Annotated in this window: 29 protein-coding genes; 6 read left to right on the forward strand and 23 right to left on the reverse strand. The window is 31.8% G+C overall.

The window, feature by feature from the left end:
• Positions 1–78 precede the first annotated feature (78 nt).
• From ABNT22_RS17205 to ABNT22_RS17240, 8 genes are read right to left on the reverse strand one after another with little or no spacing between them, the layout of a single operon-like run.
• Positions 79–699, reverse strand: a complete 621-nt coding sequence (locus ABNT22_RS17205) for a hypothetical protein (protein ID WP_348714189.1) — start codon at positions 697–699, stop codon at positions 79–81.
• A gap of 43 nt (positions 700–742) precedes the next feature.
• Positions 743–1648 (reverse strand): hypothetical protein, encoded by a 906-nt coding sequence (locus ABNT22_RS17210; RefSeq protein WP_348714188.1) that lies wholly within the window; start codon positions 1646–1648, stop codon positions 743–745.
• 32 nt (positions 1649–1680) lie between these two features.
• Complete coding sequence (locus ABNT22_RS17215; RefSeq protein WP_348714187.1) at positions 1681–2091, reverse strand: hypothetical protein; 411 nt, start codon at positions 2089–2091, stop codon at positions 1681–1683.
• 56 nt (positions 2092–2147) lie between these two features.
• On the reverse strand, positions 2148–2993 hold the full coding sequence (locus tag ABNT22_RS17220; protein WP_348714186.1) for a biotin-dependent carboxyltransferase family protein: 846 nt from the start codon (positions 2991–2993) through the stop codon (positions 2148–2150).
• Positions 2986–3705, reverse strand: a complete 720-nt coding sequence (pxpB, locus tag ABNT22_RS17225; RefSeq protein WP_348714185.1) for a 5-oxoprolinase subunit PxpB — start codon at positions 3703–3705, stop codon at positions 2986–2988. Before pxpB ends, ABNT22_RS17220 begins: the two co-directional genes overlap by 8 nt.
• The gene (pxpA, locus tag ABNT22_RS17230) at positions 3698–4438 is read right to left on the reverse strand and encodes a 5-oxoprolinase subunit PxpA (RefSeq protein ID WP_348714184.1); all 741 of its coding nucleotides are present in this window, start codon (positions 4436–4438) and stop codon (positions 3698–3700) included. Before pxpA ends, pxpB begins: the two co-directional genes overlap by 8 nt.
• Positions 4428–5654, reverse strand: a complete 1227-nt coding sequence (locus tag ABNT22_RS17235; RefSeq protein ID WP_348714183.1) for an Nramp family divalent metal transporter — start codon at positions 5652–5654, stop codon at positions 4428–4430. The genes pxpA and ABNT22_RS17235 overlap by 11 nt, the downstream gene beginning before the upstream one ends.
• The gene (locus ABNT22_RS17240; RefSeq protein ID WP_348714182.1) at positions 5651–6754 is read right to left on the reverse strand and encodes a DUF2891 domain-containing protein; all 1104 of its coding nucleotides are present in this window, start codon (positions 6752–6754) and stop codon (positions 5651–5653) included. The genes ABNT22_RS17235 and ABNT22_RS17240 overlap by 4 nt, the downstream gene beginning before the upstream one ends.
• A gap of 77 nt (positions 6755–6831) precedes the next feature.
• Between ABNT22_RS17240 and ABNT22_RS17245 the strand changes: the two genes are divergently transcribed.
• From ABNT22_RS17245 to ABNT22_RS17270, 6 genes are all read left to right on the forward strand, one after another.
• Entirely contained in the window at positions 6832–8139 is a 1308-nt protein-coding gene (locus tag ABNT22_RS17245) for an anthranilate synthase component I family protein (protein ID WP_348714181.1), read from the forward strand.
• Positions 8140–8162: 23 nt separating this feature from the next.
• On the forward strand, positions 8163–8675 hold the full coding sequence (locus tag ABNT22_RS17250) for a hypothetical protein (protein ID WP_348714180.1): 513 nt from the start codon (positions 8163–8165) through the stop codon (positions 8673–8675).
• A gap of 1 nt (position 8676) precedes the next feature.
• Positions 8677–9498, forward strand: a complete 822-nt coding sequence (locus ABNT22_RS17255; protein WP_348714179.1) for a lysophospholipase — start codon at positions 8677–8679, stop codon at positions 9496–9498.
• A 15-nt stretch (positions 9499–9513) separates the two neighbouring features.
• Entirely contained in the window at positions 9514–10830 is a 1317-nt protein-coding gene (gene tilS / locus ABNT22_RS17260; protein WP_348714178.1) for a tRNA lysidine(34) synthetase TilS, read from the forward strand.
• A gap of 30 nt (positions 10831–10860) precedes the next feature.
• On the forward strand, positions 10861–12837 hold the full coding sequence (locus ABNT22_RS17265) for a protein-disulfide reductase DsbD family protein (protein ID WP_348714177.1): 1977 nt from the start codon (positions 10861–10863) through the stop codon (positions 12835–12837).
• A 79-nt stretch (positions 12838–12916) separates the two neighbouring features.
• Entirely contained in the window at positions 12917–13486 is a 570-nt protein-coding gene (locus ABNT22_RS17270; RefSeq protein WP_348714253.1) for a DUF4126 domain-containing protein, read from the forward strand.
• 34 nt (positions 13487–13520) lie between these two features.
• On the opposite strand, the gene ABNT22_RS17275 is transcribed toward ABNT22_RS17270, so the two are convergent.
• The 15 genes from ABNT22_RS17275 to ABNT22_RS17345 all read right to left on the reverse strand — a co-directional run bounded on the left by ABNT22_RS17275 (position 13521) and on the right by ABNT22_RS17345 (position 22840).
• The gene (locus ABNT22_RS17275) at positions 13521–13706 is read right to left on the reverse strand and encodes a hypothetical protein (RefSeq protein WP_348714176.1); all 186 of its coding nucleotides are present in this window, start codon (positions 13704–13706) and stop codon (positions 13521–13523) included.
• A 13-nt stretch (positions 13707–13719) separates the two neighbouring features.
• Positions 13720–13887, reverse strand: a complete 168-nt coding sequence (locus ABNT22_RS17280) for a hypothetical protein (protein ID WP_348714175.1) — start codon at positions 13885–13887, stop codon at positions 13720–13722.
• 22 nt (positions 13888–13909) lie between these two features.
• A complete protein-coding gene (locus ABNT22_RS17285; RefSeq protein WP_348714174.1) occupies positions 13910–14083 on the reverse strand; it encodes a hypothetical protein in 174 nt (57 codons plus the stop codon).
• Between the two features lie 452 nt (positions 14084–14535).
• The gene (locus tag ABNT22_RS17290) at positions 14536–14724 is read right to left on the reverse strand and encodes a hypothetical protein (RefSeq protein WP_348714173.1); all 189 of its coding nucleotides are present in this window, start codon (positions 14722–14724) and stop codon (positions 14536–14538) included.
• Between the two features lie 85 nt (positions 14725–14809).
• Positions 14810–16099 carry an HlyD family secretion protein gene (locus tag ABNT22_RS17295; protein ID WP_348714172.1) on the reverse strand — a complete coding sequence of 430 codons (1290 nt, stop codon included), beginning with the start codon at positions 16097–16099 and terminating at the stop codon, positions 14810–14812.
• Positions 16100–16155: 56 nt separating this feature from the next.
• Complete coding sequence (locus tag ABNT22_RS17300; RefSeq protein WP_348714171.1) at positions 16156–16347, reverse strand: hypothetical protein; 192 nt, start codon at positions 16345–16347, stop codon at positions 16156–16158.
• Positions 16348–16361: 14 nt separating this feature from the next.
• Positions 16362–16517: a hypothetical protein gene (locus tag ABNT22_RS17305; protein ID WP_348714170.1), complete on the reverse strand. Its 156-nt coding sequence runs from the start codon at positions 16515–16517 to the stop codon at positions 16362–16364.
• 5 nt (positions 16518–16522) lie between these two features.
• Positions 16523–16723, reverse strand: coding sequence for a hypothetical protein (locus ABNT22_RS17310; RefSeq protein ID WP_348714169.1), 201 nt, complete (start codon positions 16721–16723; stop codon positions 16523–16525).
• A gap of 12 nt (positions 16724–16735) precedes the next feature.
• The gene (locus tag ABNT22_RS17315; RefSeq protein WP_348714168.1) at positions 16736–16933 is read right to left on the reverse strand and encodes a hypothetical protein; all 198 of its coding nucleotides are present in this window, start codon (positions 16931–16933) and stop codon (positions 16736–16738) included.
• 286 nt (positions 16934–17219) lie between these two features.
• A complete protein-coding gene (locus tag ABNT22_RS17320) occupies positions 17220–17438 on the reverse strand; it encodes a hypothetical protein (protein ID WP_348714167.1) in 219 nt (72 codons plus the stop codon).
• Positions 17439–17508: 70 nt separating this feature from the next.
• Positions 17509–19695, reverse strand: a complete 2187-nt coding sequence (locus tag ABNT22_RS17325) for a peptidase domain-containing ABC transporter (protein ID WP_348727175.1) — start codon at positions 19693–19695, stop codon at positions 17509–17511.
• Positions 19696–19900: 205 nt separating this feature from the next.
• Positions 19901–20113, reverse strand: coding sequence for a hypothetical protein (locus tag ABNT22_RS17330; protein WP_348727177.1), 213 nt, complete (start codon positions 20111–20113; stop codon positions 19901–19903).
• Between the two features lie 21 nt (positions 20114–20134).
• Complete coding sequence (locus ABNT22_RS17335; protein WP_348727179.1) at positions 20135–20326, reverse strand: hypothetical protein; 192 nt, start codon at positions 20324–20326, stop codon at positions 20135–20137.
• A gap of 120 nt (positions 20327–20446) precedes the next feature.
• The gene (locus ABNT22_RS17340; RefSeq protein ID WP_348727181.1) at positions 20447–22036 is read right to left on the reverse strand and encodes a vitamin K epoxide reductase family protein; all 1590 of its coding nucleotides are present in this window, start codon (positions 22034–22036) and stop codon (positions 20447–20449) included.
• A gap of 120 nt (positions 22037–22156) precedes the next feature.
• Positions 22157–22840, reverse strand: a complete 684-nt coding sequence (locus ABNT22_RS17345) for a DNA-binding response regulator (protein WP_348717960.1) — start codon at positions 22838–22840, stop codon at positions 22157–22159.
• Positions 22841–23023: the final 183 nt, after the last annotated feature.

The raw sequence follows: 23023 nt of genomic DNA on the forward strand, positions 1-23023 counted from the left end.
TTATTACATATATTATAAACTAAAAACCTCACAGTAACTGTGAGGTTTTTTCAAAAGAAAAAATCAGCAAAAATTAAGCTACTGATTTAACTCCTTCAGAACTTTTTTTAACTCTATAATATCTTCTCTTACAGCTGGAAGTTTTACTATATCCAAAGCAAGATTGTTAAGTTCATTTGATTTTTTATAATCCTTTTTTTTATAATAAGCGTTTGCCAAATTATAATAGAAATACCCTTTTCTCTCTAAGTCATTTTCCAATTTAAGACCTTTATCAAGTACTTTAATCGATTTGTCAAAATTATTTAACCTATTAAAAGCTGCTCCATAGTTCATATACGTAGTACCATCCAAGCTATCTACTTCAATAGATTTATCAAAATACATGATACAATCTTTCTCCTCTTTTAAATCTGCAGATAAGATTCCTAATGCACTAAGAATATATTTATTATTTGGTTCAATTTCGTTCGATTTCTGATAAAACCTTTTAGCTTTTTTATATTCACCTTTAGCAGAATATTCAGAACCTAAATCAAAACTAACTGAAGCAATTGAATCTTTAATTAACCCTATCTTAAATAGATTTTTATAATAAATACTTGTATCCTTTGAGTGTTTAGATATCTCTTTATCAGAACTTCCTTTGCAGCTCACTAGTATACAAAAAAATAGTACAGCGATTACTACGTTTTTCATAGTACGTTTCCATTTTCTAAGGTAAAGAAAGTTATCAATCATATTATTTATCAATCTTATTCAACACCTCCTCTTTCGTCAAAGAAGAATTTATTTTAGTGTTATTTTTCCAATATTCATACATTTCTTTATGAATTTCATAAGCTTGTTTTCTTAACTCTGATAATTCTTCTCCATTCTTTTCAGCAAGTTTAATTTCTTCCATAATACTCTTGGACTCCATAGCGTTCTGATCTCCATAAAAATAAAGTTCTCTTTTTTGACTAAATTCTTCTAGTACATCATTTAAACAATACGCAATACTTCCATTTCTTAAATCAAAAATTACGGGCTTATCAGCTGGTAGATTATTCAAAAAATCAATAAATTCTTCATTATCTTCTCTACATCCTGATATTGATCCCCAAACTCTATATTCAAGAGGTTCTTTATCCATTTTTTTTATTGGCAATCCGTAATAAAAATAGTCTTGAATATTTTCTAATCCAGAAACCCCGTCATAATCATTAATTGATTGATATGCTAGATCAAAAAAAGCATCTAACATTTTATATTCTAATCCAGACTCTTCATTTCTACGAGTAAGATTACTTGTCAAAGAAATTGTATCTCCTCTATTATATATCTTACTAATTCTATAACCTATTCCATCTAATATATCTTTTCGATGAGTTATTGTTGAATCCAATTTACTTTCTTTTAAGTCCCTTAAAAACTTATCGAAAACAACACTACCAATTGGGAATTCCTTTTCATATAATACAGTAAAAGTGTCCTCACTATTTATTTGATAATTATATTGTAAAATGGTTTTTTCTTTAATATCAATTGTGAATTTCGTTGGATTAAGAAATGAAGGTCCAAAAAGAATTTGAATTTCTTTTAATTCATTATTCTTAGAACAAGAGATTAAACCTCCCAATAAAAGTAATAATATTAGTTTTTTCATAAACAATATTTTCATCTCTTGAATCTCAATATTTAATTCAAGAAAACATTTCCTTTAGTCTGTTTGGATTGAACAAAGAAAACCAAACTTTTTGATGGTTCTATTACCTCACCTTGTTTATTGAAAAATTTCCATTTATTCAAATCGACCCTATTTTCAAAATATTCAAATGGACATCCTCCAGAACTATCATTCTTTTTAAGCATCACATCATATTCTCCCTCTGCAATTTTATATTTATCCTCAGTCAAAATTGTCCATTTACCAGTTCGATATGTATAATTAACTTCTGAAGGGACAAACCCACAAAAAATATAGCTACCATTATTAATATTTCCATAGGAGTTTACAATAACAAGCTCTCTATTCTTTTTATTTTTACAATTATAAATGATACTACTCAGGAGTAATATACATATAAGAAAATTCCACTTTGTCTTCATTGCAATTTGATTTTTATAACAGTTCATTAAAATAGAAAAAATAAATCAACTTCCTTTTATTCAAACACAAACCTCAACCTATCCCCTGTAGTTTTTTGGGCTAGGATATTGATAGCATGTTCAGAAAGTTGTAGTACTCGAGGATAGCCTCCTGTAACCTGACAGTCGCGCATTAACACAATTAATTTTCCAGAAGGTGTAAGTTGTACTGTGCCTGGGAGCACTCCAGAAGTAAGCATTGAGTTAAAAGTATTGGGTATTGCTTCATTTAATCGGTAGCCCATACGACTATTGTCTTGAGAAATACTAAACGAAGTTTCTTGTAGCAGTGTAACTTGCTCAGGAGATAGTAAGTCGAATTCAGGTCCTTTAAAGCACTGAATATCTTCTGAAGAAAAATGTGACTCATTCACTTTCACCTTTGCAAAACTTTGTTGTAAATTACTATTTACAGTAGCAATAGGTAATACATCTCCTTTATGCAGGATAAAATCGGGTGTGATTCCTTTGTAAAAACTGCGGCTATTTAAAAATTGTTCGGTTTGTATTCCTCCTAAAACACCAATATACGTGCGTACACCATAATTTCTTTTTCCAAAAGATACTACACTTCCTTTGGCTACTTTTTGCACTGAATTTAATTGGATGCGCGTATCATTAAGTTTAGGAGAAAAATCTGCACCAGTAATACATATTAATGTATCTGTTAAAAATTCTAGTTTACATCCTCCAAAAGTAAGTTCAATCAATGCTGCTACTTCATCATTATGCAACAAATGGTTTGCTAATTGTGCCGAGTAAGTATCCATTGCTCCTGATACAGGAACTCCTATTTTCCGATAATCTTTTCTACCGTTATCTTGTATGGTGCTATAAATCCCTGGATTCAGTACTTTAATCATGGAGTAGCGTTTTAGTTATTTGATAGTCTTCCTTTTGAGCCGTTATCTTTTCATATTCGAAAAGACTAATAGGTACAAATTGAATTTTATCGCCAGATTTAGCAAAACAGGGAGTTTCTTTATGCACGTCAAACAAGGAAATAGGCGTATTTCCTATAATATTCCATCCTCCAGCACTTTGCTGGGGATAAATTCCTGTTTGACTTCCACCTATAGCCACCGATCCTTTGGGTACCTGTAATCTTGGTGTTGCTTTTCTAGGAAAATGCAAACATTTTTCTAAACCACCTAAATAGAGAAACCCTGGTAAAAAGCCTATAAAAAACACATTGTATATTGTACTACAATGTTTTTGTATCAACTCTTCGGACGTTAACTGCAATCCTTTGGTCAACTCTTCTAAATCTACACCAAATTGGGTATCATAACATACGGGTATTTCCCACAAAGTACTTTCTGTCTTGATAGCTGCACTTTTGCTTTGATAAAGTGTTTGCAACTCTTCTATTTCGGTCTTTGAGGGTACTTCTTTATAAATGAGCATTAACGAATGATAACCAATAATGCTATCTTCAAGCTCTGCTGATTTGACCTTTATTATCAGCTCCTCAAACTGGATAATGTCTTGTATAATTACTTCGGACATTACAGCTTCCCATTCTATTAAAATAGCACGCTCCCCAAATAGTTTATATGTTGGTTTTTTAAGCAATGGTTATCTCGTTTTCTTCTAGTTTTGCATGAATATAAGCCACCAATTCTATCGCGTTCTCGGTATCTCCATGTACACAAATCGTATCCGCCGTAATATACTTAACTCCTCCAACCGTTTGCACTTGTTGTGCTACAATCATTCTTTTAACATGAGAAAACACAGCTTCTTTATTGGTTATAAGTGCATTTTCTTGACTTCTAGACACTAAGGTTAAGTCTTCATTGTAATTTCTATCGGCAAAAGCTTCGTATTGTATTGATAAATTACTCTTCAAAGCTTCTTCAGCGATTATAGAGTTATAAGGCACATATAAAAAAAGATTCGGACAAGTATTTTGAACAGCTCGTATCATCAATTGTGCTGTCTCTTTGTCTTTTGCTATCAAATTATACAAAGCTCCATGTGGTTTTATATGATGTAAGCTTACCCCTTGAAAATCGGCTCTTTCTTTTAGTAACAGTATTTGCTCTTCGATACTTTTTTGCAACGTTTCTGGAGCAATATCCATTTCCATTCTTCCAAAGTTTTCTCTATCTGGAAAAGAGGGATGAGCTCCTATTTTTACGTTATACTCTACTGCCAAACCAATCACTTCATCCATCACAGTAATACTTCCAGCATGAGCTCCGCAAGCAATATTACACGAAGAAATATAGGGCATTAGTAATTTTTCATTTCCTACTCCTTCCCCTACGTCACAATTGATATCTATGCGATGTTTAGAATACATTAAATACTTTTAAAATACTTTTCAATCCTAAGAATATACTTATCGTTAAAATAAACAACCCTATAAAGTTTTGCCATTTGGTATTACTATAATTTCCTAATACCGATTTCTTGTTCATAATCCATAATAAGATTCCAGCAACAACTGGTAATAACATTCCGTTCGCTACTTGGGCAAATTTGATAATTTCAATAGGTTTAATTCCAATAGAGGAAAACACTACTCCAATAACCAAAATAATCATCCATACAGCTCGAAAGCGTTTTGATTTTAATCCATCTTTCCATCCTAAACATCCTTTAGCTACATAGGCTGCCGCTAGAGGCGCAGTGATTGCTGAGGTAATTCCTGCTGCAAACAATCCTAATGCTAAGAAGTATTTCGAAAAACTTCCATATAAAGGCTCAAGTCCCTTCCCTAAATCGGCTGCATTATTAATTTCTGAAGAATTGATTGCTGCTGCTGATATGATAATGGCCATAGAAACCAACCCTCCTAAGACAATAGAAATAATTGTATCTTTTTTTGCAAAGGATAAATCATCCGATGTTTTCCATTTTTCTTTTACCAAAGAGGCATGTAAAAATAAATTATATGGCACTACCGTTGTACCAATTAATCCAATAATTGTGAGTAAACTTTTCTCAGGAAATTTAGGAATGAACATTCCTTTAAAAATCGCTACTAAATTCGGTTTTGTAACAATGGCTGTAATTAGAAAAGAAATACTCATCAGTAATACCAAAGCAACTAACGTTCTTTCTAAAAACTTATAGTTTCCAATATACAATAAAGCAAAGGCAATAATCCCAATAATCAAACTCATCACATTCACAGTGAAACCTCCAAAAGAAATTAACCAGCTTCCAAATACAGTTTCTAGTCCTAAAATACCTCCACTAATATTTCCTGCTTCATACGAAGCATTTCCTATTACAATGGCTGAAAGAATCAATACTGTGATAAATTGTCTAAAAAAAGGCGATTGTATTTCTTCACGAATTACCTCTGACAATCCTTTTTGCGAAATGATTCCTAATCGTGCTGCCATTTCTTGTAAAACAATGGTTGCTATGATCGATAATAACATTGCCCACAACAAATTCATTCCAAAGTTTACTCCTGCAAGCGTACATAAGGTTACTGTTCCAGGACCAATAAAAGCAGCTGCTACCAACGTACCTGGACCAATATTTTTAAACCAGCTCTTTATCATTTTTTTGTAGCATTTAAGGCGTAAATAGCAAAGCTCCCTAGCCAATGTCCGCCTTCATAACTATCACCTACTAAATTTGGTAATGAATAATTGATATGCTCATTGGCAATATTTTTTAAATGCTTTAATTCTGGCATTCCATCAACAATTTTATACAAAGCCCAAGCTCTTGAAAAGTTTACACCATCTAAATGCACTAATTTTCCATCTTTTCTATCAGACACCTCTCCTACATTCAATCTAAAATCTTTATTTTTTAACTGCGGAAGAAAATCTGCAAACCAAAGTCTAAATTCAGCTGCCGACATAATACGTTTCATAATAGCTGCTTCTTGTAAACATGGCGATAAGAAATCGTATCCACTTGGCTCCCATGACAACGGACAATGTGCATCTTTTAAGTAAAAATCTCTTGCTCTCTTTTTAATCAAATCTTTTAGCTTATTATTCCCTACAGTATTCGCATAATCCCAAGCAAAAGTCAGTCCGAATGCCGTATTGGTATGCTCTCCTACTCTAATTGGATAATTCAGTTTTGGTAAAAACTCCATATACTTTGTTACCATGAGATCGGTTAGCGGTTGTAAATTTTCTTCTAATTGTTTTGCTACTGGGTTGTCCCAAGTATGTAACTCTTCTGCTAATTTTAACAACCAAGCCCATCCATAGGTTCTTTCCCAAGATTTATTATGTTTTCCATGAAAATACGCTACTTCCTTTTCTATATTTTCTTTCGAAATATTAGCCAATAATTGTTGTTTAATCGACTCAGCATTATTCAAATTCGGAAATTGTTTCAGTAAAGAAACTAAACTCCAATGTCCATGAACAGAAGAATGCCAATCAAAACATCCATAAAAAGCAGGATGCAACTCTTTAGGAGATTGTAAGTCTTCGACACCTCCAATAACTTGATTTAATTTATTCGGATATTCAACATTAATACAACTTACTGGTAAAAAGGCTAATTTATTTGCTTGCGCTAAATTTAACTCAGGAGCAGTTACTTCCTTTACCTCTTTTGCCTCATCACTTTTATTATCAACCTGTTTACATGCGATACCTAAACAAATCAATCCTAGGAGATATATTTTTTTCATTGGGTTTGAATACTTAATTTTTTATAAAAGTAACAAAAGAAAACAGGAATATTCTCTTCATTTTCTATTTTTGTCGCATGTCTAAAAGAACACAGCGTAACTTTTCGGTAGACGATATTCAAGTGTTTCAAGAAAAACTTTTTGCTTGGGCTCAACAATATGAAACCATTGTTTGGTTAGATTCTAACAACTATGAACAAGAATATTCTTCGTTTCAATGTGCTGTTGCCTTGGATGAGTTTACTTCTATCAAAACAGATTATCATAATGCTTTTGATAAGTTAAAAGAGTATCAATCATATACCAAAGATTACCTTTTCGGATATATTAGCTACGATGTTAAAAACGATACCGAGCAATTAAGTTCAAGTAATTTTGATGGACTTCATTTTCCTGATTTGTATTTTTTTCAACCTCAAAAATTAATATTCATAAAAGGAAATATTGTAGAGTTTCATTATTTACAAATGATTGATGATGAACTGGAAGAAGATTTTGAAGATATTATAGAAACGAATCCGAATATTCAACAGTGCCCAGAAACAACCGATGAGGTAAAAATAAAACTTCGTATTCACAAAGATGAATACCACGAAAAAGTTGGAAAGGTATTAGAACATATTCATAGAGGTGATATTTATGAAGCCAATTTTTGTCAAGAATTTTATGCTGAAAACACTTCAATTAATCCATTTAAGATTTATCAACATCTAAATAAAATATCCGAACCGCCTTTTGCGACTTTCTTTAAAAACGAGGAGCATTATTTATTATCGGCTACTCCAGAACGTTATATCAGAAAACAAAGCAATAAAATAATATCTCAACCCATTAAGGGAACTGCTAAACGACTTGTGAGTTCAATTGAAGATGAAAAAATAGCTTTTGATTTAGCTAGAGATGAAAAAGAACGTTCTGAAAACATTATGATTGTTGATTTAGTGCGTAATGATTTATCAAGAACAGCTAAAAAAGGAAGTGTACAAGTTGAAGAACTATGTAAGGTATACTCTTTTAAACAGGTACACCAATTAATTTCTACGGTTGTTTCAGAAATTGAAAACACTACCCACCCCGTAGATGTTATAAAAGACACCTTTCCTATGGGGAGCATGACAGGAGCTCCTAAAATTTCTGCCATGAAAATCATTGAAGAATTGGAAGAAACCAAACGCGGTTTATATTCTGGAACTATGGGCTATTTTACTCCAGAAGGTGATTTCGATTTCAATGTAATTATTAGAAGTATTTTATACAATGCCGAAGAAAAATACGTTTCTTATTCAGTAGGTGGTGCCATTACTGCAAAGTCTACTCCAGAAAAAGAATATGAGGAATGTCTTTTAAAAGCAAAAGCCATGAAATATGTTCTTTTAAACAACTAAGAAAACTTAACTATATTTATCCTATGAAAAACATTCTTAAAACCATAACCTTAGTAGCATTATTAATTGTTGGTGTTTCTTGTAAAACTAACAAATATTCTTTTGTAAATGAATATCCTGTAAAAAATGTACCATTAGTAGATAGTACTAATTTTAGTAATCATGTAGAAGGAAAACTTTTGAGTAAAGAAGAACAAGCATTACTAAAACTTCCTTCAATTTTTGAAGAGCAATTAGAGAATGAAAAAGCCAAAATAGGAATTTCATATATCCCTAAAATATCAAACAATTTTCAATCTGTAGTATATTATTTTTATCCAAGTAACACAGAGGTGATTTCAATGTTAGTAAATTACGACAAGGATTTTACGATTATCAATAGTCAAATTTTAGCCTATGATGAAATTGCAGATGGTATTTTACAAACTACTTCTAAATTAGATAAAAACCGTATCGAGTTAACAGAGTATGTTTCTGATAACCCATCTACCTTATTCTTTAAAATTTTAGATAACGGAGATATTACAAGAGAATAATATGACAAACAATACATTTACCTTTAATTTTCATAAAACTACTTTTTTTGGTCAGTATTGGCAACCAGAAACCGTAAAAGCTGTAGTGGTTTTAGTGCATGGAATGGGGGAGCATTCTGATAGATATCATCATGTTGCTGAAAAATTAACAGCGCATCATTTTGGCGTAATTGCTTTTGATCACTTTGGACATGGAAAGACCATTGGAAAACGCGGACACAACCCTGGATTTGACGCAGTTTTAGAAAGTGTCTCTAAATTAATAGAAGAGGCAAAAAGTGTTTTTGGAGATAAACCTATGTTCTTGTATGGACATTCAATGGGTGGTAATGCTGTAATCAACTACACCCTTCGCAAAGAGCACAATTTAAAAGGTACTATTGCAACGAGCCCAATGTTAAAATTAGCGTTCCAACCTCCAGCTTGGAAATTATCTATTGGAAAATTTATGCAAAAGATTGCACCATCAATTACTTTACCTAGTGAATTAGAAACAACTCACATTTCACGTATTCCAGAAGAAGTAAAAAAATATGAAGATGATTCTTTAGTACACGATAAAATAAGTCCGAACTTCTCCTTGTCATTTTTTGATGCAGCTGATTGGGCAATTGAAAATGCAGCCTCTTTAAAAACTCCAATGTATTTATTACACGGGACTGAAGATAAAATTATTGATTACAAAGGAACCGAATCATTTGCTAGCAAAACAAACAACGCGACTCTAAAACTTTATGATGGAGGATATCATGAACTTCATAATGATTTGTGTAAAGAAGAGATGCTACAAGATTTGGTAAACTGGTTAGACAGTCAGGTATAACCTATATTGATTTGAATGTTTCAGGAATTTCAACAACATATTGAAAAGAACCTTCCTTTTTTAAAGGGTAAACAGCTTTTAATTGCTATTTCGGGAGGTATTGATAGTGTTGTTTTAACTTATTTATTAAGTGAGTTACCTGACGTATCAGTTTCTTTAGCACATTGCAATTTTCAATTAAGAGGAATTGAAAGTGATTTGGACGAGGAATTTGTAAAAAATTTAGGTCAAAAGTTACACCTAGAAACACATACTACTGCGTTTCAAACAAACACCTACGCTCAAGAACATAAATTATCTACACAATTAGCAGCAAGATCTTTACGATACGATTGGTTTCACAAACTGTTAAAAAACTATGATTTTGACTACGTTTTAACAGCACATCATGCAGATGATAATTTGGAAACCTTTCTTATCAATTTATCTCGAGGAACTGGACTAGATGGTTTAATCGGTATTCCTGAAGTAAATAATACCATTGTTCGTCCACTTTTACCTTTTACTAGAGATGAAATTGAGGCATATGCAGCAAAAAAAGGTTACCAATGGAGAGAAGATAAGAGCAATAAAGAGACCAAGTATTTACGAAATAAATTAAGACTTGAAGTCATTCCAATGCTGAAAGAAATCAGTCCTAATATGTTAAAATCCTTTAAAAAGACTGTACATTTTCTAAAGGAAGACAAAAAAATAGTGGATGAAAATGTTAAAAAATTAGCTTCTGAAATTCTCACCCAAGAAGGTGATTTAATTAAGATTAACATTAAGAAAACACTAGCTTTACGTAACCCTAAAGCCTATTTATATCGATTCTTAAAAGATTATAACTTTACTGAATGGGAAGATGTTTACGCACTTTTACATGCACAATCTGGTAAGCAAATAGCAACAAAATCGCACATATTGTTGAAAGACAGAGATTTTTTATTACTTTTACGCACTAATAAAAACTCCGAAATACAAAATAAAACAATTTTTATTGATAAAGGAGTTAAAGAAATCACAAAACCCATTCATTTGAGTTTTGACAACGTTCTTAAAACAGAGAAATTAGGAAAAAACATTATCTATGTTGATAAAAAATCATTAAATTTCCCACTCATTCTTAGGAAATGGAAAGAAGGAGATTACTTCTATCCAACAGGAATGAAAGGCAAGAAAAAAGTGAGTAAGTATTTTAAAGACGAAAAGCTGTCTATGTTTGAAAAACAAAATACTTGGTTACTTTGCTCAAAGGAAAACGAAGTGATTTGGATTATCAATAAAAGACAAGATCGACGTTTTTTACCAACCAATAATACAACTGAATTATTAAAAATAATTACATAAAACTATAAACCCCTATAAACCAACTACAGAATGAAAAGACTTTTTACTTTAATTTTATTTTTCGTAGGTTTAGTTACATACTCACAGTCAGATGACAATCCCTTGTTAGTAACCCCTACTGTTGAAAAAGTATCAGATACTGAATACGATTTAATATTTGATATTCAAATTGCTGAAGATTGGCATTTATATTCACAATACAATCCTGAAGGAGCTTCTTTACCAATGTCTATTGCACCTGCTGAAGGTGAGACTGGCTATGTTTTAAATGGTAAAGCTACAGAGAGCGAAACTGAAACTGAATTTAGTGAGATTTGGGGAATGGACGAAACTTTCTTCGTTGAAGAAGCAAGGTTAGTTCAAAGAATTACTATTGAAAACCCAGAATTAACTCAAGTAACTTTAAACTTAGACGCACAAGTTTGTAAAGAATATTGTTTACCTTTTGATGAAGACTTTACTTTTTCTTTAACAGGAGAAGTAGTTTCTCAAACAGTTACAGAAGTAGATGAAAAAAGTGAAGCTTTATCTCAAAGCTTAAACTTAGATTTAAAGAATACCATTTTATTAAAAAGCACTGCTGATAATTCAGAAGGAGATGAAAAAGAAGGTAAAACCTTAACAAACATCTTCTTATTAGGTTTCGTAGGAGGTTTATTAGCGCTTTTAACACCATGTGTATTCCCAATGATACCATTAACAGTATCTTTCTTTACTAAAAAATCAGAAAAGAAAAGCGGAGGAATTGGTAGCGCTGTATTATATGGGTTCTTTATTGTTTTAATTTATGCTTTGTTAAGTTTACCTTTCCATTACTTAGATACTTTAGATCCAGAGATTTTAAATAGCATTTCAACGAACGTATGGTTAAACGTATTTTTCTTTGTTGTATTAATTGTTTTTGCTGGTTCTTTCTTTGGTTTCTATGAATTAACATTACCGAGCTCTTGGAGTAACAAAGCTGATAGCGCTTCTGGTATTGGAGGGTTCATCGGTATATTCTTTATGGCTTTAACTTTAGCAATTGTATCTTTCTCTTGTACTGGACCAATTTTAGGTTCTTTATTAGCAGGATCTTTAACTTCTGCTGGTGGAGCAATGCAATTAACAGCTGGTATGACTGGATTTGGTTTAGCGTTAGCATTACCATTTGCATTATTCGCAATGTTCCCAGGTTGGTTAAACTCTTTACCAAAGTCTGGTGGGTGGTTAAACACAGTAAAAGTTATCTTAGGTTTCTTAGAATTAGCATTTGCATTTAAATTCTTATCTAATGCTGACTTAGTAGGACACTGGGGATTATTAAAGCGTGAGATTTTCATCGGATTATGGGCATTCATCGCTTTATTAATGGCATTGTACTTATTTGGATTTATTGGTAAGAAATATGGGAAAATTTCTTTCTTCAGAGTTTTATTAGGACTTATTGCTTTAGCAGGAGCTGTATATTTAGCACCTGGTGTATTACAAAAAGAAAAGCAACCATGGAACCAAGGAGATTTATTAAGTGGATTCGCACCACCTCAATTCCATAGTATCTATCAAACAAATAATAACTGTCCTCTAAACTTAAACTGTTTTAAAGACTTTGAAGAAGGTATTGAGTATGCTAAATCAGTGAACAAACCTGTTTTATTAGACTTTACAGGATGGGCTTGTGTAAACTGTCGTAAAATGGAAGAGACTATTTGGAGTCAACCAGATATTTACTCTTTAATTAACGATGATTACGTATTGATTTCATTATACGTTGATGATAACGAGCGTATGTTACCAGATGCTGAGCAATTTGATTTTATTAAGCCTAATGGTAAAGTAAAAAGAATTAGAACTTATGGAGATAAGTGGGCTACATTACAAGCTGCTAACTTCAAAACAGCTTCTCAACCTTTCTATGTATTAATGAGTCCGAATTTAGAGGTATTAAATTCTCCTCAACAATACACTGACAGAGATACATACTACAATTGGTTAAAAGTAGGATTAGATCGTTTTAACAGTAACTAAACCTATTCGATATAAATATTCAAAAGCCTCTTTTTAAGAGGCTTTTTTTATTTTTAGTATCTTACCAATAAAATCTATGATGACAGTAGAAACGATAGTAAGTGTTTTTTTAGGAATTGGATTAGCAGCTTCGGTTGGGTTCAGAGTATTTGTTCCGCTATTTGTACTAAGTTTGGTTGGACATTATAATGTTATTCCATTAAATGAAAACTGGATGTGGATATCAAGTACCCCCGCCATAATCACTTTGGGTATTGCTACTTTAGCTGAAATTTTTGCTTATTATATTCCTTGGGTAGATAATTTATTAGACACCATTGCTATTCCAATGGCCGCCATTGCCGGAACTGCTGTAATGGTATCTACTTCTATGAATTTATCACCAATAATTACTTGGTCCTTGGCAATCATTGCAGGAGGGGGAACAGCAACCGCTATAAAAGCCTCTAGTTCATCTGCAAGACTAGCTTCCACCGCTACCACTGGAGGAATTGCAAATCCGATTGTTTCAACCGTTGAAACAGGTTCATCTATAGTAATTAGTGTCTTAGCTATTTTCATTCCGTTAATAGCCATTATATTAGTTTTAGTAATACTCTTCTTTATTAGAAAAATGTTTGTTAAAATAAAAAAGACCACTAATTCATAGTGGTCTTATAATTTATCTAGTTAAAAGGTTTGTTTTAATAATAAAAACAAGTTCCCCATCTAGTACATATTCCAGGTTCACAAAAAGGTCCCCAAGAAGTTCCTGTATCTCTACAACACATACTTCCTTGTTGGTAACAAGCTCCTAAGCCTCCACCATTGATTCCCTTTTGGTCATCTTTATCTAACTCTTTTCCTAAGTTTAAAATCCTATTTTTCATAATTTTTTAAAAATTATAAGCAAACAGAATTCATAGGCAAAGCACATAACGGAGCTTCCCATTCACCTCCACACAACATACATTGTTCTTTTGTGGTAGGCCAAAATCCGAATCCTCCAGTAACATTCTTTTGTTGAGATTTGTTTAAAATCTTACCTAAATTTTCTATATGATTTTTCATAATTTGAAAACTGGCTTTAAGATTAATACCAAATACAACCAAATCTTGTACATCTACCTGCATCACAGAATTCTCCCCATTGAGTTTGTACACAACATCTGCTTCCGCTTCCGGTACAAGATCCCCAACCACCGTTTACTTCTTTTTGTTCTGCATTAGTTAACGCTTTTCCTAAGTTTAAAATTGATTTTTTCATAATAATAAAGTTTAATTAGTTTGATTAAACCCCTGAACTATTTAAAGACACTCAAGGTTTATGTCTACTCTTCGCGATAAAGTATCATTCAAAAACTCATTATATGCAATACATACAATAGTTAAGGAAGAGAGAAATTACTATATAAAAGCTAGCATCATATATGACATATAATTAGCTCTCTTCCTATAACCTTTTTATGAGCTTTTATGTTTTTTAATATGCTCTACATCTTCCTGTTAGACAAATCAAAACGCAATCTTTAGGACCACAATCCTGATTAGAACTACATCTTTCCATATGTCTACAGTCAAGGCTCTTACTTCCGTTAATAGCTTTTTGTTCTGCTCTATTAAGAACTTTCCCTAAGCTTAACATCGATTTTTTCATAATAATATGATTGTATTAATTCAGTTAAGTTCCTGAATTATTATCAACAGTAATTAAAGAGATTACTGTAATATTCCCGTTAAACAAGCATGTGTTTGCATCGTACCTAAACAACATCCATTAGACAATGGAAAACCACCACAAGCAAGACATCTGCTTGGTTCATAAGTTGGACATCCAGTTCCTCCATTGATTTGTTTTTGGGCTTCCTTATTCAACTTCTGACCTAAGTTTAAAATTGATTTTTTCATAATAATAAGATTTAATTAATTTGATTAAATCCTTGAACAGTTTAAAGACACTCAAGGTTTTTGTCTATCCTTCGCGAAAGGTTTTTTATTTGATAATATTCTTAAGTTGATAGAAAAATCTCTCTATCAAACGTAAATCTTCTGTTACAATATCAGCTGTCCCCTGCATTTCTTGTCGAAATGCTATTTCTTTTCCGTAGGTTGTTTTTAAATCTTGTGGTAAATCAACATCTATTAAATAATTGCCTTTTTCATCTGGCAACAACGAAATAAACTTCACTTTTCCATTGAGTTCTCCAAATTCATCTGAAGGATAGTTCAATAGTTTTATTTGTACTTTTTGTCCTTTTTTAATTTTTCCTGAATTGGCTGCAGGTGCTGTTATTTTTCCTATGTAAGAAGTACTTATATCTGGAATAATTGTAAAAATCAAATCACCTTGTTGTACATTTTGATTTTTATTCCAATATGATAAAAAAGATACTTTCCCATCTATAGAACTAGTTAAGGCATACTGTCTTTCCCAATCTTTAATAGCCTTTCTTAAATATAAAAATGATTGGATTGCCTTCTTTTGCAATCGAATATCATTTTGCGTCTTCTTAATCGATGTTCCCTTTAAGTTTCTATTAGAATTACTAATAAGTTCACGCATTTGAGAAATGGAAGTTTCTAAACTTTGATGTGCTCTTTGAGCTTGTAAAAAAGCCACTTCTCTCAGTCCCTTTTCTTTAGCAGAAATAACTCCCTTTTCATACATTTTACGGCTTCGTTCTAAATCACTTTCTTTTATAAGGAGCTCCTTGCTACTTATTTCTCTTTGAGACAAAAGGATTTGTAGCCTACTCCTTGATTCAAACACAGACATTTGATTAGCAAGACTCTCAGATTTATATGGAGTTAGTTCTTTATTTAAAATATACTCAGAGTAATCGTTTTCAAATTGCGCATAACTAGTAGTAATATCTCCTAAAATCATAGGAGGTATTTCATCTATAGGAAACTTGAATTTATCAGAATGAATTTTAATGGTATCTACGATACTTTTTAATAACAAAACATCTTTATAAGAAGCACTGTTTTCTATAACAGCTAATATTTCTCCAGACTTTACTTTACTGTCATCAGTAGTTAAAAAAGTTTCAAATCTTCCCTTTGCATTGGCATATATCTTTTCTGGAGGAAATGAAGTGGTTACCATTACCTGTGAAGAAATAACATCTGGATACCTCACAAACCAAGAGATAAACAATAACATTAAAATTAACAAAAGAAACAAGGTATTCCCCCAACGAATCATCCAATTGGGCATTTGAGTTAAAATCTCCTGTACTTCTTCACTTCGAATTTCTATTTCTGAATTACTTTGTGGCATAAATTTTAGATAAAATGTAAAAGAGGAGGGATCATAATTCCTCCTCTTTGATATAATTAATAAGCTACAATACAGCAGTTATTTCTACAAAATGTAGGTGCTCCTGGTAAAATATTATTTACACAATCATTACAATTGTTTACATAATAAGAACCAAAACCTCCACAAGTGTTTCCAAAGCCTCCGTTAACGGCTTTTTGTTCTGCTTTATTCAAGCTTTTTCCTAAGTTTAATATTGACTTCTTCATTCTAGTACGTATTATTAATGAGGCATATAGTAACAAATACAATCTATAATAATATAGTTTGACCCATCACATATAGGAAGCACCTTGCACCCTTTAATCGATCCTCCATTAATATTCTTTTGATTGTCTTTATTAAGTACCTTCCCTAAGTTTAAAATTGACTTCTTCATAACTATTAAAATTCAATTCTGTTTCTACAAACTTCTGAAGTACATGTATAAAATGGGTCACTTGCTATAAAAGGATAATTACTTATCCAAAACCCTTGCGTTCTTGTACAACAAAATTGATATAATGTAGGAATAAACCCTCCATTAATTCGTTTTTGGTTTTCTCTATTTAACGCTTTCCCTAAGTTTAAAATTGACTTTTTCATTCTATATCTATTTTAAATTCCGAAACAATTAACGCTTACTAAAACTCTCATTTTACAGTTATCTGGAAGTGCATGATATTGCTCACAAGTACCACATCCCATTCCAGGAATTCCATAGCAAATTGGCCCTGGGCAGCTACTTCCTCCATTAACTTGTTTTTGCTCAGCTTTATTTAAAGCCTTACCTAAGTTTAAAATTGACTTTTTCATTTTTTAAATGATTTATAATTTAATAAATCCTCGAACAGTTTAAAGACACTCAAGGTTTGCGTCTATTCTTCGCGAAAAAATTATTGAAACAAACAGACCTCTTATCTTTTATAAGGTAATCTATTTATTTGCTAAAGCATAAAACATGTTCATCACACGGCTAATTATTGTGATGTAAATATGATGCGTAAAATGCTTATTATTTTGATAAATTCTGATGAGCATACTTTACTGTTTTCATTAACTCATCTATTTATGTTTTGATTCTAATTTCAAACAATCACTATTAAACCGGATCTACAGGACCTCCTCCTGAACCTCCATTTCCAGGATTTCCGTTTCCTCCTCCACCTGATCTACAACTACAAAAAAGTGGCTTTGCTATCATACTTTGTGTTAATGGGTCTAATGCACACCATTCAAAACAAGGTATTCCACCTCCAGTAATTGTTTTTTGCTCAACTCTATTTAGGGCTTTTCCTAAAGTTAAAATTGATTTTTTCATAATTAAAAAATTTTAAGTTTGGTTAGTTGTTCCTTGAGCTATTTAAAGACATTCAAGGTTTATGTCTGTTTTATTTACCTAGGTCTAATTGATTCTTTACTAAGTGATAATAACTTCCTTTTAATTTGATTAACTCTTGATGAGTTCCTTTTTCAATGATCTTTCCTTTGTCTAATACCACAATTTGATGTGCATTTTTTACCGTACTCAACCTATGGGCAATCACCACTGCAGTTTTATCTGCAAAAAAGGTGTTCAGTTTTCCCATAATTACCTTTTCATTATTGGCATCTAAAGCACTAGTAGCTTCATCAAAGAATAAGAACTTCGGATTTTTATATACAGACCTAGCAATGAGTAAACGTTGCTTTTGTCCTGTACTTAGTCCATTACCTTCACTTCCTATCTTGGTATTGTATCCTAAAGGCAAGCTCTCTATATAATCAGAGATGTTTGCTACATCGATAGCATGTGCTAGCTTCTCTTTATCTACATAATCTTCTCCTACAGCAATGTTCTTAGCAATAGAATCATTAAAGATGTATCCTTCTTGCATCACCACTCCACAGTTTCTTCTCCATTCCTTTTGTGAGATATTCTTTAAATTGAAATTGTTAATCATAATATCTCCTTTGTCTACTTGGTAAAAGCCTAACAATAGTTTCATAAGTGTAGACTTTCCACTACCACTAACTCCTACAATAGCGGTAGTCTTATTAGCCGGTATTTCAAGAGATAAATCTTTTAACACAGGTTCTAATCCTCCAGTATATCTAAAAGAGATATTGTTGAGTTTGATGGCTGCATTTGGAGGAATTTGTGTTACTTTTTCATCTTCTGGTTTTTCCTCATCTTCCATGTTGTGTATTTCTCCTAACCTGTCTACCGATATTTGTGCATCTTGTACATCTCTCATAAAATTGATTAGCTGTGTAATAGGACCATTTAATTGTCCTACGATATAACTAATAGCCATCATCATACCTAGTGTGATGTTTCCATCAATTACTAGTTTGGCAGAGAGTATGGTAATGAACATGTTTTTAAGTTCGTTGATAAAGTTAGATCCTACACTTTGTGTTTGTTCTAAGGCTAAACTTTTGGTCGCTACTTTAAACAACCTGGCTTGTACATATTCCCAATTCCATCGCATACGTCTTTCGGCATTATGGAGTTTTATTTCCTGCATTCCATTGATCAGCTCAATCACTTTACTTTGTTCTTGACTTACTTGAGAGAATCGTTTGTAATCAAGCTCTTTTCGTTTCTTAAAGAAGAAAAGTACCCAACCGAAATACAAGACACTTCCCAGTACAAAAACACCAAATATTTGTAAGCTATAGTATGCCAGTACAAAACTGAATATGATTAAATTGAAAAAGGAGAACAATACTGTTAAAGAGGATGTCGTTAAGATTCTCTCAATACGTTTATGATCATTGATTCTTTGTAATAAATCTCCTGTCATTCTCACATCAAAATAAGAAATAGGTAATTTCATTAACTTGATGAAAAAATCGGAAATCAAAGAAATATTGATTCTTGTACTAAGATGTAATAGAATCCAACTTCTAATAATCTCTAAAGAAGCTTTTCCAATAAACAAGAACAACTGTGCAAATAAGATTAAGTACACAAAGTTGATGTCTTGATTCTTAATACCAACATCTACCACACTTTGGGTTAAAAAAGGAAGAATTAATTGTAATAAACTTCCTGCTAATAGCCCAATGATTAACTGAACAACAAACTTTTTGTATTTAAAGAGATATCTGAAAATAAATCCAAAGCCAAACTTTTCATCTTCTTCAAACTCCTCGCTGTAAAACTTAGGAGTAGGTTCAACAAGTAACGCAATACCTTCTTCTGTGTTTTCATCGGCATTGTTACCTATCCAATGTTGAATGAATTCTTCTTTGGTAAAGGTGATGAGCCCATGAGCAGGATCAGAAATGTATACTGTATCCTTTTTGATTTTATATAAAACTACATAGTGATTTTTATTCCAATGGATAATACACGGAAAAGGAGCTTCTTTAAGCTTATTAAACGCTAGTTTTATCCCTAAGGATTTGAATCCGATTGATTCAACAGCCTCACTTAATCCTAATAAACTACTACCTTCTCTAGTGGTCTCACTTAATTTACGTAGTTGTTGTGTGTTAATTGTTTTACCATAATGTTTTGCAATGATCTTGATACATGTTGGACCACAATCTTTTGCTTCAGTTTGTCGATAGTTTGGAAATCTTTTCAATGAATGTTCTCTTATAATATTATAACAAATCTAAAGTCTATAATACCCCATAGACTTTAGATCAAAATGCCTACTAATTTAAAGTTTATTTTTCTCGTTGACCTTATTTTCAACAAACAGCTACAAGCTCAAACTTACAACTGATAAAGAAAACCATATTCAAAAATTTATCCTTAAAATATGATTATCTATCTTCTAGGTGTTCTTAGATACAACAGCTTGAAGAAGGGTGATACTGACATCCAGAAATATATGTACCTCCACAACTAGGGTTGTTCAATGCTACATGACTTGTTGTACAACATCGCAGCGCTGGGTTACAGCATCTAGTTGGTTTTAAAGGACCAAATCCACCATCAATCTTCTTTTGTTCTGTTCTATTTAAAACTTTTCCAAGGTTTAAAATTCTATTTTTCATTGTACGTTATTTTTTCAATTATTAATAACACGCCCAACATTGTCCGTTACAATAATCTGTACCGTACGTTCCCATTGAACAATGAGATGGGTTTACAATGATTCCACCTGTTCCGCCACAACAAAACTTAAGAGATGGTCTAATACCTCCATCAATTCGCTTTTGTTCAGCCTTATTCAAGGCTTTTCCTAAATTCAAAATTGATTTTTTCATAATTAAAATATTAAGGTTACTTTTGTGGCGAACATTTAAAGACACTCACCATATGTGTCTATTCTTCGCGAGAGAATATTGTTCAAAACGCAAAGCCCTTTTTAGGGCTTTGTTTTTATTTTATCGAATCGTTACCAATTCTTGATATTTTTCTTCTAGTTCTTCTATAAAGAAGATTAGGTCTGTTCTACTGTATTCTTTAGGGAATGACCTTCCGTTTACTAATATTTCTGGAGTGAAATTAATTGAGTTATCTTGACACCAAGTATTTTCTCTTTCTAATTCTTCGATATACAATTCTTTTTGATTGCAATTACCATAAGTTTGCAACCACTTTTCTGGCTTTTCTCCTCCATAAATGGCATCCATAGCTTTTAAACAAGCCTCACTTCCTTGGGTATGGTATATTTCTATGAGACGACTAGTAATTTTTACAGCATCACCTTCTTTGTCCTGAATATTGATATTGAACCTGATTTTGATCTTTACATTATTTGCATAGCGATGTAAAATCTCATCAATATGCTCATGCACAGGCTTACAATGTCCACAAAATGGATTGGTTACAATGGTTAACTCTAAAGTTGAGTTAGGATTTCCAAAAACAATCTCTTGACTGTTTGTTATTTGGGTATGTAATTGCGGTGATTTTTGTAATAAATTATCAAACAACGTAAAGTTTCTTTTAAACTTAACATGTTCTATTTTTTCTTTTCTTAATTCAGTTACTTCTGCTACTAATGGTTTTATATAATACCAAGCTAACCAGGTTATTGAAGCAACGATACCAAAAGTAACAAAGCTGGTTGGTACAAATTCAGTGATATACGTATTGGTAATTAAAGGAACTGCTGCTTGTAACCATAAAACCCCTACAATACTCAAACATAACATACACCATTTTTTTACAACAGCATATTGATAATAGATAGAATATAAAGTAACTGGAATTGCTAATAAACTAATGGTATAGGCAATGGCAGGATTAGAAATTTGTGCTAACGTTAATAGAGTAAGTCCAGAAAAATATAACACACTTAAATCACTAAGTTTATATCCTTTTATAATTTCTGCTCCTTTAGAGGTTAATACAGCATCACAATCTTTCTTATCATCTGCTCCTGAACAAAAGGCATTTCCGATAGATGTTTTTAATCCTAATTCTTGTTTAACAATAGCAATACTTGTAACAATTCCGACAACAGATAATACGAAATAGCCAAGTGTAAATAAATTAACTGAGCTTTGATATAAAGAGAAACCTGTTAAACCAATTAATAAACCAAGAGCTATAAATTTGATAAGATTAGATTTCTTCTCTGGCTGAACACTCTCACCTGTTTTTTCTACAGCAACAATAATTCCTGTAAACTTTTGAAGAAACTCTTCTTCGGTATATTTTTCTTTTTTGTTCTCAGAATTGTAAATAAAATAGTCTTGTTTCTTTCTTTCAACCACAATAAGGTCTTTTCCCTTATCTGTGGATATTTGCGCTAAGAAAGAATCAGGTAATTGTACCAAAGTTTCTTTATTAGCAGGAACATCTGCAGCAACATTTTCAATATTAAAATGATCTAACACACCAGTAATAGCATGTAAACTTGGGTATGATGGATGACTTTGTATTTGGAACGCTAATTCGTCTTTATCAAATGAAATAGCATTGCTCTTTAATAATCTTTGAACTAAAATAAATAATGTGTCTTGCAAAATTGAAGTTTTTTAGAAGCGTTTTTTTTGTTGGGTTACCAAATTTATCTTTTTAATTTTTTTAAAAAACTAAAAAAGCCATAAAAAAAGTAAGGTTATGCCATACTTTTTTGGTCATTTTTATATAAATCCTTTCTCTCGTGCTTTTAATATGAGTTCTCTATCTCCTTTTTCTTTAACTCCAAAAACTTTTCGCAATTGGCGTTTTCTTTTCTCAATACTTGCTACGGAAAGAGGGATATAGTTTGGTAGATCTTTCATTCTAGACCCAATGGATAACTCGTATAATATTTTTCTATCCATAGAATCCAATTGAAAGTTATTTGAAATTTCTTTTCGTAAAAGTTTTAAAACTGTTTGACTATAATATGGAGTATCATTACTCACCGATTTCACTGCATTTTTTAATGTTTCTGAAGTCAAATCAGATTTAATTAAAAAGCCTTCTGGGTTTAAATTTTTAAAAACTCCATGAACTAAATAATTATCATTACAAGAAGTGATTACAATAATTTTTGTTGTTGGAAGTAATTTACGAACTAAAATACCAAAGTCTAATCCTGACAGTATTTTCTTATCCTTTGTTGGAGGCAGTTTCAATTCTAAAAGTATGAACTCTAAATACCTCTCCGTTTCAATAATCTTTTTTATAACATCAAAAGCACCTTCATTATTATAAGCTACATCGATGTTATAAATTTCATTTTTTGATTCTTTTCTAGACAGGGTTAATAGCTCTTTATATTTCTCACATATAAACGGACAACTATCCACTATTAAAGCAGAATTCTTCTCTTTTTTCATAATTGTATAATAATTTCGGGGTTACTAATTTAATAAAATTATAATAACTTTTGAAGTTTAAAGCTTAAGATCTATCAATCTCAAAATTTCAAAAGAAACTATCATCTTATATATATAAGATGATAAAACCCCTAAATGGTTGCGTGAAACCCCTAAAACAAACTTAGATAAACACTTAAAAAT

The organism is Tenacibaculum sp. 190130A14a (assembly GCF_964048965.1).
GTDB classification, from domain to species: domain Bacteria; phylum Bacteroidota; class Bacteroidia; order Flavobacteriales; family Flavobacteriaceae; genus Polaribacter; species Polaribacter polynesiense.

Excerpts from the sequence above, each read along its gene's own strand:
- ABNT22_RS17245 (WP_348714181.1), top strand. The coding sequence starts at position 6,832 with ATGTCTAAAAGAACACAGCGTAACTTTTCGGTAGACGATATTCAAGTG.
- ABNT22_RS17280 (WP_348714175.1), bottom strand. The coding sequence starts at position 13,887 with ATGAAAAATCATATAGAAAATTTAGGTAAGATTTTAAACAAATCTCAA.
- pxpA (WP_348714184.1), bottom strand. The coding sequence starts at position 4,438 with ATGTATTCTAAACATCGCATAGATATCAATTGTGACGTAGGGGAAGGA.
- ABNT22_RS17250 (WP_348714180.1), top strand. The coding sequence starts at position 8,163 with ATGAAAAACATTCTTAAAACCATAACCTTAGTAGCATTATTAATTGTT.
- ABNT22_RS17220 (WP_348714186.1), bottom strand. The coding sequence starts at position 2,993 with ATGATTAAAGTACTGAATCCAGGGATTTATAGCACCATACAAGATAAC.
- ABNT22_RS17305 (WP_348714170.1), bottom strand. The coding sequence starts at position 16,517 with ATGAAGAAGTCAATTTTAAACTTAGGGAAGGTACTTAATAAAGACAAT.
- ABNT22_RS17310 (WP_348714169.1), bottom strand. The coding sequence starts at position 16,723 with ATGAAAAAGTCAATTTTAAACTTAGGGAAAGCGTTAAATAGAGAAAAC.
- ABNT22_RS17205 (WP_348714189.1), bottom strand. The coding sequence starts at position 699 with ATGAAAAACGTAGTAATCGCTGTACTATTTTTTTGTATACTAGTGAGC.
- ABNT22_RS17320 (WP_348714167.1), bottom strand. The coding sequence starts at position 17,438 with ATGAAAAAATCAATTTTAACTTTAGGAAAAGCCCTAAATAGAGTTGAG.
- ABNT22_RS17215 (WP_348714187.1), bottom strand. The coding sequence starts at position 2,091 with ATGAAGACAAAGTGGAATTTTCTTATATGTATATTACTCCTGAGTAGT.
- ABNT22_RS17210 (WP_348714188.1), bottom strand. The coding sequence starts at position 1,648 with ATGAAAAAACTAATATTATTACTTTTATTGGGAGGTTTAATCTCTTGT.
- ABNT22_RS17300 (WP_348714171.1), bottom strand. The coding sequence starts at position 16,347 with ATGAAGAAGTCAATATTAAACTTAGGAAAAAGCTTGAATAAAGCAGAA.
- ABNT22_RS17265 (WP_348714177.1), top strand. The coding sequence starts at position 10,861 with ATGAAAAGACTTTTTACTTTAATTTTATTTTTCGTAGGTTTAGTTACA.
- ABNT22_RS17290 (WP_348714173.1), bottom strand. The coding sequence starts at position 14,724 with ATGAAAAAATCAATTTTAAACTTAGGTCAGAAGTTGAATAAGGAAGCC.
- ABNT22_RS17285 (WP_348714174.1), bottom strand. The coding sequence starts at position 14,083 with ATGAAAAAATCAATTTTAAACTTAGGAAAAGCGTTAACTAATGCAGAA.
- ABNT22_RS17270 (WP_348714253.1), top strand. The coding sequence starts at position 12,917 with ATGACAGTAGAAACGATAGTAAGTGTTTTTTTAGGAATTGGATTAGCA.
- ABNT22_RS17345 (WP_348717960.1), bottom strand. The coding sequence starts at position 22,840 with ATGAAAAAAGAGAAGAATTCTGCTTTAATAGTGGATAGTTGTCCGTTT.
- ABNT22_RS17335 (WP_348727179.1), bottom strand. The coding sequence starts at position 20,326 with ATGAAAAAATCAATTTTGAATTTAGGAAAAGCCTTGAATAAGGCTGAA.
- ABNT22_RS17315 (WP_348714168.1), bottom strand. The coding sequence starts at position 16,933 with ATGAAAAAGTCAATTTTAAACTTAGGTAAGGCTTTAAATAAAGCTGAG.
- tilS (WP_348714178.1), top strand. The coding sequence starts at position 9,514 with ATGTTTCAGGAATTTCAACAACATATTGAAAAGAACCTTCCTTTTTTA.
- ABNT22_RS17235 (WP_348714183.1), bottom strand. The coding sequence starts at position 5,654 with ATGATAAAGAGCTGGTTTAAAAATATTGGTCCAGGTACGTTGGTAGCA.
- ABNT22_RS17330 (WP_348727177.1), bottom strand. The coding sequence starts at position 20,113 with ATGAAAAATAGAATTTTAAACCTTGGAAAAGTTTTAAATAGAACAGAA.
- ABNT22_RS17295 (WP_348714172.1), bottom strand. The coding sequence starts at position 16,099 with ATGCCACAAAGTAATTCAGAAATAGAAATTCGAAGTGAAGAAGTACAG.
- ABNT22_RS17255 (WP_348714179.1), top strand. The coding sequence starts at position 8,677 with ATGACAAACAATACATTTACCTTTAATTTTCATAAAACTACTTTTTTT.
- ABNT22_RS17275 (WP_348714176.1), bottom strand. The coding sequence starts at position 13,706 with ATGAAAAATAGGATTTTAAACTTAGGAAAAGAGTTAGATAAAGATGAC.
- ABNT22_RS17240 (WP_348714182.1), bottom strand. The coding sequence starts at position 6,754 with ATGAAAAAAATATATCTCCTAGGATTGATTTGTTTAGGTATCGCATGT.